General features: G+C 48.0%; 10 protein-coding genes. 5 read left to right on the top strand and 5 right to left on the bottom strand.

From position 1 onward, the window contains the following. Positions 1-21: 21 nt before the first annotated feature. The 5 genes from ACN0TT_RS20130 to ACN0TT_RS20110 form a co-directional block, all read right to left on the bottom strand. Positions 22-459, bottom strand: coding sequence for an ATP-binding cassette domain-containing protein (locus ACN0TT_RS20130; RefSeq protein ID WP_417763910.1), 438 nt, complete (start codon positions 457-459; stop codon positions 22-24). Between the two features lie 138 nt (positions 460-597). Next, complete coding sequence (locus ACN0TT_RS20125) at positions 598-1,494, bottom strand: ABC transporter ATP-binding protein (RefSeq protein ID WP_417763909.1); 897 nt, start codon at positions 1,492-1,494, stop codon at positions 598-600. After that, positions 1,491-2,330, bottom strand: a complete 840-nt coding sequence (locus tag ACN0TT_RS20120; protein ID WP_417763908.1) for an ABC transporter permease — start codon at positions 2,328-2,330, stop codon at positions 1,491-1,493. The genes ACN0TT_RS20125 and ACN0TT_RS20120 overlap by 4 nt, the downstream gene beginning before the upstream one ends. A gap of 25 nt (positions 2,331-2,355) precedes the next feature. Then, complete coding sequence (locus ACN0TT_RS20115) at positions 2,356-2,988, bottom strand: YceH family protein (protein WP_417763907.1); 633 nt, start codon at positions 2,986-2,988, stop codon at positions 2,356-2,358. A 25-nt stretch (positions 2,989-3,013) separates the two neighbouring features. Next, a complete protein-coding gene (locus tag ACN0TT_RS20110) occupies positions 3,014-3,847 on the bottom strand; it encodes a S1 RNA-binding domain-containing protein (protein ID WP_417763906.1) in 834 nt (277 codons plus the stop codon). A gap of 628 nt (positions 3,848-4,475) precedes the next feature. Between ACN0TT_RS20110 and speE the strand changes: the two genes are divergently transcribed. From speE to ACN0TT_RS20085, 5 genes are all read left to right on the top strand, one after another. Further along, entirely contained in the window at positions 4,476-5,351 is an 876-nt protein-coding gene (speE, locus tag ACN0TT_RS20105; RefSeq protein WP_417763905.1) for a polyamine aminopropyltransferase, read from the top strand. Positions 5,352-5,373: 22 nt separating this feature from the next. Continuing rightward, positions 5,374-7,287 (top strand): biosynthetic arginine decarboxylase, encoded by a 1,914-nt coding sequence (speA, locus tag ACN0TT_RS20100; RefSeq protein WP_417763904.1) that lies wholly within the window; start codon positions 5,374-5,376, stop codon positions 7,285-7,287. Positions 7,288-7,342: 55 nt separating this feature from the next. Continuing rightward, complete coding sequence (locus ACN0TT_RS20095; RefSeq protein WP_417763903.1) at positions 7,343-8,272, top strand: adenosylmethionine decarboxylase; 930 nt, start codon at positions 7,343-7,345, stop codon at positions 8,270-8,272. A gap of 31 nt (positions 8,273-8,303) precedes the next feature. Beyond that, positions 8,304-8,945 carry a pyridoxamine 5'-phosphate oxidase gene (gene pdxH / locus ACN0TT_RS20090; RefSeq protein ID WP_417763902.1) on the top strand — a complete coding sequence of 214 codons (642 nt, stop codon included), beginning with the start codon at positions 8,304-8,306 and terminating at the stop codon, positions 8,943-8,945. A gap of 94 nt (positions 8,946-9,039) precedes the next feature. Next, positions 9,040-9,324, top strand: coding sequence for a hypothetical protein (locus ACN0TT_RS20085; protein WP_417763901.1), 285 nt, complete (start codon positions 9,040-9,042; stop codon positions 9,322-9,324). Positions 9,325-9,330: the final 6 nt, after the last annotated feature.

Genomic DNA, 9,330 nt, shown 5'->3' with positions numbered 1-9,330 from the left:
TAAAGATTTTTGGCGAAACCATTATACCTTGATGCTATGCCGTTCATTTCTTACACAAAGATCAACACTGCCTAGTGTCAGTAGGTCAAACCAAGCTATTATCGCTAACATCGGCAAGCTGTACAGCCAGACATAAAGTAGCGTTCCATCCAATCGGCAGCTGTGCATGTGACAATGAAAGTTGAGTAACTCCTGTGCCGACATGAACTCCGGCAATAGGATTTTGGCAGCACTGATACCAATATGCTGTTTGGTATGGTGGTGCAATACTGGTTGTTGCTTAAACAACACTTGTCCTGACGTCGGCGCGAGTAGCCCTGCTGCTAATAAGAGAAAGGTGGTTTTGCCACTGCCGTTGGCGCCAGTCAGTTGGATGCGAGGCGCGCTAAGCTCAATATCCAGCGCTGAGAATAGTTGATGGTTAGCAAAACTATGACTGACATTGGTGAAGGTCAACAATGACTAACATCCTGTAATTATTGTCTATATTAAGTGGCTATCCTGCCACAGCGGATGATACATCTGCAATTAAGCGCAAGTTCAGCGTAATTAATCTCCATGGTGGTGCCACCATATAGCAGCGGCACCACCATCTTGTCAGGCAAACAAGGTGTCTTCCAGAGACCGACCATTGAGCAATAAGCGATAGCGCCAGCCATGTTGCTGGCACAGTTGCAGCAGTGCGATATCTAGCGCGTTGGCTGTTGCTTGATACTCGATCACAAAGGTGTGCAGGCTGGCCACATTGACGTGTAACACATCTGGTAGCTGCTGCAGCACTGGTAGCACCGCTTGATCATCGACCGCGTGCAGTTGCAACGTGAAGTATTGCGTATCTGTCGTCGCGGACAAGGATACCTGTTGTTTTAACTGCCCGCGCTCTAAGAACACCACTTGATCACAGAGTCGCTCTAGTTCATCGAGGTTATGTGAACTCACCAAAAAGGTAGTGCGCTCGGCGAGTTTGCTAATGAGATCACGGATCAGCCGAGCGTTGGCTGGGTCAATGCCCGCCGTTGGTTCATCGAGCAGAATTAATTCCGGTTCGCCAATCAATGCTTGGGCAATGGCCACCCGTTTACTCATGCCATGGCTTAATGTGCTGGGCTTTTGCTTCAGGGAGTCGGCCAGATCGACTAACGTCAACACTCGTAACGCTTCTTGCTTAGCGGCCTTGGCCGACATACCTCGGAGTTGGGCAAACAGCACCAATTGTTGTTCGAGGGTAAAGTCAGGATCGAGCTTGGCATCTTGTGGTAGCGCACCAATTTTACTGCGCAGTTGTGGATGTCCTGGTGGCAGGCCAAACACTTCGATACTGCCCGCACTCGGGTGGATATAGCCGAGTAACAAGCTAAATAGTGTGGTTTTGCCTGCGCCATTTGGGCCAACTAAGGCAATTGGCTGACCTGCGGTTAAATCAAGGTTGATATTATCCAGCGCTAAGTGGCTACCATAGTGGCGGCTCAGCTGGTGGCATTTAATTAGGCTCATACGTCGCTCCGTCTAAAGGCATAAAATCCAATGGCCAAGAATGCCACGGTCTGTATTAGCGCGACTTTAAGGTAAATGGGGGCTTGGGTGGGCATTACGCCCATGAGCCGTTCGGTTTCAGTGCCGGGCATCACGTATTCAAGGTATGCCAAAGGTGCGAAAGTGGCGTCAGCTAACCATACCAGCAACGACAACCCTGTAAAAAATAGTACCGAGTAAATCACGGCTTGTTTGCTGCTGCTGGCAATTACCGATAGCAACGACATTAACGCTACGTACGGCAGTAACATTAGCAAAATCACGAGCCATACTTGTAGCCCGCAAATCAAGGCCGGCATTGCGAGGTGAATATCGCGTACCATCGCCATCACTATAGTGACTATGCTCGTCGCACCAGTCAGCAAGGCCATCACGGCCATCGCCCCCAAGAAACGTCCGAAAAATAAAGCGATACGGCTGGCGTGTAAGCTAAGAAAACGGAAGGTGCCACGTTGAATATCATCAGCAAATTGGCCTGCACCGAGCAAAATGGCAAACATAGGTTGCAGCCCCAGTGCGAATACCCAATACATCGCAAATTCTTCCACTGGCCAATTAAACAAGTTGCTTACGGCACCTGCTCCTAACATTTGCATGACGACATCTTTGGCTTCGGGGTGCAACATAAGACCCACTGCATCACGTACCAAAAACAGCAGAATGAGCAGCCACAACATCACATAAGCAGCTAAGGTCACAATCCCTTTGGTTTGGCTTAGCAGGCGGCGCACTTCGGTGGTAGCGATCAAACTAATCTGTTTGACCGTTGAACTATGTAACTCCACGGTTTGGTTCATTGGCATCCTTGTTAACTATTGGCCGTTAGCGGTTGAGTAGGGCGGTTAATTGTTGCTGCAGCTCTGCAACTTGGTGTTCAAGTGCTTCCACTCGCAGCGCTAAAACGCTGGTTGGCGCTGGCGCTCTTGACTCGAAAGGCTCCTGACTAATGCTAGCCGTTTCAACGTCGGTAAAAGTATGGGCAAAGCGTTGCTCACGTTTACCGGGCTCTTTAGCCAGTTGTACTAACCAGCCATTATCCAGCATCTTGCTCAACGTTTGCTCGACTTGACTGATGTCGCCAAATTCAAACAAACGTTGGCAGCGAGTGCGTAACTCGCCTGCCGTTTGGGGGCCACGCAACAGCATGACACACACAATAGCACGCTCAGCGGCGCTGAACTGCAAATCTGAAAACTCGGTATTACAGAAACGATGCTGGTATTTGCTAACGCGGCTCCCAAAACCGCTGACCTCTATAATGAGTCGTTGCTGTTGCAATAACTGTAATGTCTCTAGCACTGTGGCTTCACTCAACTCCATCACAGGGTCACGGCTGGTTTTTTGGTTACATGCCAAGGTCAACGCGTTGAGCGATAACGGGTACTGTTCAGGGGTAGTGGTTTCCTTTTCTAGCAAACAACCTATGACTCGAGCTTCATTTACAGTGAGCTTCATTCGCACTCCTTGAATGTTGTTAGTGTTATTTTGTTGCGTGCAATCCATCGGCGCTGATGGTGATTTCCCCCGCTTTGTACAAACCGCCAATCGCCTTTTTGAAGGCTTTCTTACTCATACCTAACTCGGCATAAATGACTTCTGGAGCGGTTTTATCGCTAAACGGTAAAAAGCCTTGAGCTTGTTTCAGACGTTTTAGGATCTGTTGTGATTGTTTATCTAACTCTTGCTTGCCGCCTTGTTGTAGCGTGATATCAAGCTTACCGTCAGCGCGCACTTGTTTAATAAACGCTTTAACGGTTTGGCCGTAACGTAGATTACGGAACACATCGCTGTTATGAATGACGCCCCAATGCTGTTGATTAACAATCACTTTGTAACCTAAGTCTGACTTACCGGCGATGATAACTTCAACTTGTTCGCCATTGCGGTAGTGAGCAGGTGTCTTGTCGATGAATTTATCGATCTTCGCCGATGCCACAATTCGTTCATCAGCACGGTTAACGTGCACATAGACGAGATAACTGCGGCCTTCTTCTGCTTTCTGGCGTTGTTCAGCAAAAGGTAATAGCAGGTCTTTATCTAACCCCCAATCAAGGAATGCCCCATAAGCTCCTGTGGCAATCGTCTGGAGATAAGCAAACTGACCGACTTCGGCCAACGGTTTGCGGGTGGTGGCAATCGGCGTGTCTTCCGAGTCTAGATAGATGAATACTTCAACTTCATCGCCAATTTCACATTGATCAGGCACATACTTACGTGGCAGCAAAACTTGACCGAATGCATCAGCATTAAGATAGACGCCAAATTCCACCTGTTTAACAACAGGGAGGCGGCAGGTTTTTCCGAGTTCGACCATGGGGTTCTCATCAAAGAAAGTCATTTGCGGCGATTATAACGTAATGTGGCGTGCAGCGGTGCTGAGATTTCGACTGTTCAGTGCATAAGTTTATTTCGTTAAAAAGGTGAATGCTTATTCAGAGTTCTTTGATTAACGCGATGAATTTATGTAGTATTTTTGGATGATAAATCGCACGTTGCCGTGCAGCGTTCCTATGTGCTGCAAAAAGCCTTGCCCACAGCAAGATTCATGCTTGCTTTCTTGGCCTTGGCAAGGTTTAATTGCGCGGTTTTAGGGTGGTTAGGTTGCTCGCCTAACTCTTGGGTTATTAGGTTTTATGGTTTATGAGTCATTAACCGTATTCGTGTGGTTACAATCGTACGGGGTTAAGAGGGTCTTTAGCTAATGCACAACCATTTATTTGCTGCACTTTACCGAAAAGTGCCAGAAAACCTGGTAGCTATCGGCGGTCATTACGATGACACTAGCTTGAAGCACCTCATTCTTATCCGCATTAATTCTGGCCGCGAAGAGGCCAACAATACCCACTGAACTGTCGCTGGCGCGGCACACTTTACCCGGTCTTTCATTGAGAAAGTCACTGGGGGTTAATCGTTTTCTTTTTATCCGGTTTCGGACGAGTTAAATGCAAGACAAAGTGATCTATTACGAAACGCTCCATCAAGGCTATGGCCAATATTTTGAAGTTGAAAAGGTGCTGTTTGAACAGCGGACCGAACAGTGGCATTTGAGCATATTTGAGACCCATAGCCTCGGCCGAGTAATGGCGCTAAATGGTGCCATTCAAACCACCGAACGTGATGAGTTTATCTACCATGAGATGCTCACGCATGTGCCGTTGTTGGCACATGGTCAGGCGAAAAAAGTGTTGATTATTGGTGGTGGCGATGGTGGCATCTTGCGGGAAGTCACCAAACACCGTGAGATAACCTCAATCACGATGGTGGAAATCGACGCTTCAGTGGTGGAGATGTGTAAAACCTATTTCCCCAATCATTCGGCGGGCGCGTTTGAAGACCCACGTTTGACGTTGACGATCCAAGATGGACTTGAATTTGTCCGTCAGTGTAATGAACAGTTTGATGTGATCATCTCAGATTGCACCGACCCGGTCGGCCCAGGCGAAGTGCTGTTTAGCTCTGAGTTTTATCAAAACTGCCAGCGATTATTAACACCCAATGGCATTTTTGTAGCGCAAAACGGCGTGCCGTTTTTACAGTCAGATGAGATTAGCAACACCGTACGACGGATGCATTCTTATGTGGCCGATTGCACTTTTTATATGACCGCAGTGCCCACGTACATTGGCGGGAATATGGCGTTTGTGTGGGCGACAGATAACCTTGAGGCCAAATCTGTTAGCCTAGATGAATTGCAACTTAGATTTACACGGGCAGGGCTGGCGACCCGTTTCTATACGCCAGCTTTACATCAGGCAAGTTTTGCTTTGCCTGCTTACATTCAACAAGCGGTAGCGTCTGCGCTGACAGTTACCGAATAACCACTATCACAGGCTGAAAATAATGAGTGATTGGTCAATTGATGATGCCCGTAACGGATACAACGTTGCGTACTGGAGTCAGGGATTTTACGGCGTAAACGACGGTGGCGAGGTGACGGTTTCTCCCGATCCATCTAACCCTAACAGCCGAATAAGCCTCAACGAATTAGCGAAAGATATGGTCAAGGCTGGTGTGAGTATGCCGGTGTTGGTGCGTTTTCCGCAAATTCTGTGTCAGCGAGTTGATAATCTGTGCCAAGCGTTTAACCAAGCCATTGAACGTTATGAATATGGTGCTGATTATCTATTGGTTTACCCCATTAAAGTTAATCAACAACAAGCTGTAGTGGAAGAGATTCTGGCGAGCCAGAAAAGCAAAGTCGTACCACAGCTTGGCCTAGAGGCTGGTAGTAAACCTGAGTTAATGGCCGTATTGGCTATGGCGCAAAAGGCCAGCTCAGTCATCGTCTGTAACGGCTACAAAGACAAAGAATACATCCGTCTGGCATTGATCGGCGAAAAGTTAGGCCACAAGGTCTACATCGTGCTGGAAAAAATGTCCGAGCTGAAAATCGTATTGCGCGAAGCGGCTGAACTGGGCGTTACACCACGCTTAGGTTTGCGTGCTCGTTTGGCGTTCCAAGGCAAAGGTAAATGGCAAGCGAGTGGCGGCGAAAAATCTAAATTTGGTTTGTCTGCCGCGCAAGTTCTGAAAGTGATTGAAGAGCTGAAAGACAACAATATGCTCGAATCACTGCAATTGCTGCACTTCCACTTAGGTTCGCAAATTGCCAACATTCGCGATATCCGTCATGGAGTAGGTGAGGCTGCACGTTTCTATTGTGAGCTGCGTAAGCTCGGTGCCAAAATCGATTGTTTCGACGTCGGTGGTGGCTTGGCCGTCGATTACGACGGCACGCGTAGCCAAAGCAACAACTCAATGAACTACGGTCTGACCGAGTACGCTAACAACATTGTTAGCACTTTGGCTGATGTGTGTGCCGAGTACGAGCAACCTGTGCCGCGTTTGATCTCTGAATCTGGCCGTTACCTGACGGCACACCACGCGGTGTTGATTGCTGACGTGATTGGTACTGAAGCTTATGCGCCAGAGCTGATCACAGCGCCGGAAGAGCAAGCGCCACAACTGTTGCATAACATGTGGCAGTCATGGACCGATATCAGTGAACGTGGCGATAGCCGCGCCTTGATTGAAATTTTCCACGATACCCAATCAGACTTAGCAGAAGCTCACTCGCTGTTCGCTTTGGGACAACTGACACTGGAAGAACGTGCTTGGGCAGAACAGACCAACTTGCGAGTGTGTCATGAGTTGCAAGGCCGGATGAGCGCGAAGAACCGCTACCATCGTCCAATTATTGATGAGCTGAACGAAAAACTGGCAGATAAGTTCTTTGTTAACTTCTCACTGTTTCAGTCTCTGCCTGATGCTTGGGGTATCGACCAAGTGTTCCCAGTGCTACCTTTGAGTGGTCTGGACAAAGCCCCAGAGCGCCGCGCAGTGATGTTGGATATTACCTGTGATTCTGACGGTACCATTGATCAGTATGTCGATGGTCAAGGTATTGAAACGACCTTACCAGTACCCGCATGGAACAGCGAAAGTCCTTATCTACTCGGCTTCTTTTTGGTGGGGGCATACCAAGAGATCTTGGGCGACTTGCATAACCTGTTTGGCGATACTAACTCTGCGGTTGTTCGCGTCGATGAAAACGGTCTACCAAGTATTGAAACTGTGCTGGCGGGCGATACCGTAGCTGACGTATTGCGCTATGTTAACTTGGATGCAGTGTCGTTCATGCGCACCTACGAAGAACTGGTCAATACCCATATTGAGGAAGATGAACGCGCCGCGATTTTGGAAGAGCTGCACCTAGGTATCAAAGGTTATACCTACTTAGAAGACTTTTCTTAACAGGGTAATTGTTGAATAAAAGGGGCTGCTTAGGCAGCCCCATCAGGTATGAAAGATGTTTTTTGAAGGTTCAGAGAAAAAAATAGAACTCATAGTGACACCAGAAACGCCATCACTGCGCTCGTTGGGACGACCTTTTTGGGAAACCATGGTAGGTAAAGCACATGCGGAGATTTTATCCAGTGTGAGCAATGAGCACTGCGACGCTTATTTGTTGAGTGAGTCGAGTTTATTTGTGTGGGACAACCATTTTTTGATGTTGACCTGCGGCACGACAACCTTAGTGCATGCCGCAACACATTTTATTGATACCTTAGGTTCCGATGCGGTAGCGTTTTTAAGCTATCAACGTAAAAACGAGTATTTGGCACATCTGCAAACCTCTTCGTTTGAAGACGATCTTAAGCGACTGCGACAAAAAATCAGTGGTCATGCCTACCGTATCGGCCATCTGGATTCGCACCACCATTACATCTTTTATACCGATAAGCCTTATCAAGCGGAACCCAATGATATTACCAATGAGCTGTTGATGTACCACATCAGCGGTGACACGGCTGATTATTTGCGTTCTACTGGGCAACAGATTGAACAGATCCGTCAGCGTCTGCAATTTAGCAGTTTGTTGGGGGATTTTGCCATTGACGATTTTCTGTTTGAACCCTTTGGTTATTCGGTTAACGGCATCCGTGGCAAAGAGTATTTCACTATCCATGTGACGCCGCAGGAGGATAGCTCCTACGTAAGTTTTGAAACCAATCTAGCACTGACTGGCAACCACAGCGAACTGTTTGCCGCGGTGTTACACGCGTTGCAACCGGGCAGTTGGGATATCATCGGTTTCAACTCGCCCGCGAATACACTGGGTTTCCCCGCCCATCACCGTCTAGGCCAGAGTAGTATGACCTTGGAACAAGGGTATGAGCTGAGTTTTAGCCACTATCAACGCTGTGAGCATGAGTATTTGTGGCCTACACGCCTATAATTGACACCATTCTGGTTCGGAGAATTACAGCATGTCTGACTTAAGCGACATTCGGCGTGAATACACCCAAGGCGGGTTACGCCGTGGCGATCTACCTAGCGGACCGTTTAGTTTGTTTGAAAAATGGATGCAGCAGGCATGTGATGCGCAATTAGTTGATCCCACCGCCATGGTAGTGGCCACGGTAGATAGTCAACAGCGACCATTTCAGCGCATCGTGTTGCTTAAGCGATTTGATGAACACGGTTTTGTATTTTTTACTAACCTTGGCAGTCGCAAAGCGCAGCAGATTGAGCACAACAGTGCTGTCAGTTTACTGTTCCCTTGGCATCCATTAGAGCGACAGGTGGTGGTCTCTGGTCATGCGCATAAACTCTCTTCCGCTGAGGTGCTGAAGTACTTTCTTACCCGCCCTAAAGATAGCCAGATTGCAGCGTGGGTTTCACAGCAGTCGAGCAAAATTTCTGCCCGCCAAGTGCTTGAATCTAAATTCCTCGAGATGAAAAACAAATTTGCTCAGGGCGATGTACCCGTGCCGTCATTTTGGGGCGGTTTCCGCGTGGTGCCAGACAGTATCGAATTTTGGCAGGGCGGTGAAAAACGTCTACATGACCGTTTTCTTTATAGCCGCGATGGCGAGCAGGGTTGGAACATTGACCGTTTAGCGCCTTAGCGGTCAAATCAAGTTGCAAGCCTCGACGGGCTGAACTAGGTTTAAATCATGAATTCATGGCCTTATTATCGGCTCGTCAAAGCAGAGGCTTGCTATGCAATACCCGTGGCTGTTATCTGTTGCGCTGCTGCTTATCAGTTTGCCCTCATGGGCTAACTGGCAATTCGTTCCTGAACACTCAGCCGTTTATGCGGTGTCCACAAAATCACTGGATATTGCAGAGGTGCATCAATTCGCTATTGCCCATGCTAAGTTGACACCGCAAGGCAAGTTTTCAATGGCGATAGCGTTGGCGTCGGTGATGTCGGGTGCTGAGGAATCCCCTGATGATTTAGATAAAAATCATCAAATTAAGGTAGATGCGCATCTTGTCATGTGATCAAAT

Source organism: Shewanella sp. (assembly GCF_048265805.1).
In the GTDB taxonomy this organism is placed as follows: domain Bacteria; phylum Pseudomonadota; class Gammaproteobacteria; order Enterobacterales; family Shewanellaceae; genus Shewanella.
This window is presented reverse-complemented; position numbering and strand designations above follow the sequence as displayed.

Coding starts and splice junctions, on each gene's coding strand:
- ACN0TT_RS20125 (WP_417763909.1), bottom strand. CDS start 1,494: ATGAGCCTAATTAAATGCCACCAGCTGAGCCGCCACTATGGTAGCCAC.
- ACN0TT_RS20120 (WP_417763908.1), bottom strand. CDS start 2,330: ATGAACCAAACCGTGGAGTTACATAGTTCAACGGTCAAACAGATTAGT.
- ACN0TT_RS20115 (WP_417763907.1), bottom strand. CDS start 2,988: ATGAAGCTCACTGTAAATGAAGCTCGAGTCATAGGTTGTTTGCTAGAA.
- ACN0TT_RS20110 (WP_417763906.1), bottom strand. CDS start 3,847: ATGGTCGAACTCGGAAAAACCTGCCGCCTCCCTGTTGTTAAACAGGTG.
- speE (WP_417763905.1), top strand. CDS start 4,476: ATGCAAGACAAAGTGATCTATTACGAAACGCTCCATCAAGGCTATGGC.
- speA (WP_417763904.1), top strand. CDS start 5,374: ATGAGTGATTGGTCAATTGATGATGCCCGTAACGGATACAACGTTGCG.
- ACN0TT_RS20095 (WP_417763903.1), top strand. CDS start 7,343: ATGTTTTTTGAAGGTTCAGAGAAAAAAATAGAACTCATAGTGACACCA.
- pdxH (WP_417763902.1), top strand. CDS start 8,304: ATGTCTGACTTAAGCGACATTCGGCGTGAATACACCCAAGGCGGGTTA.
- ACN0TT_RS20085 (WP_417763901.1), top strand. CDS start 9,040: ATGCAATACCCGTGGCTGTTATCTGTTGCGCTGCTGCTTATCAGTTTG.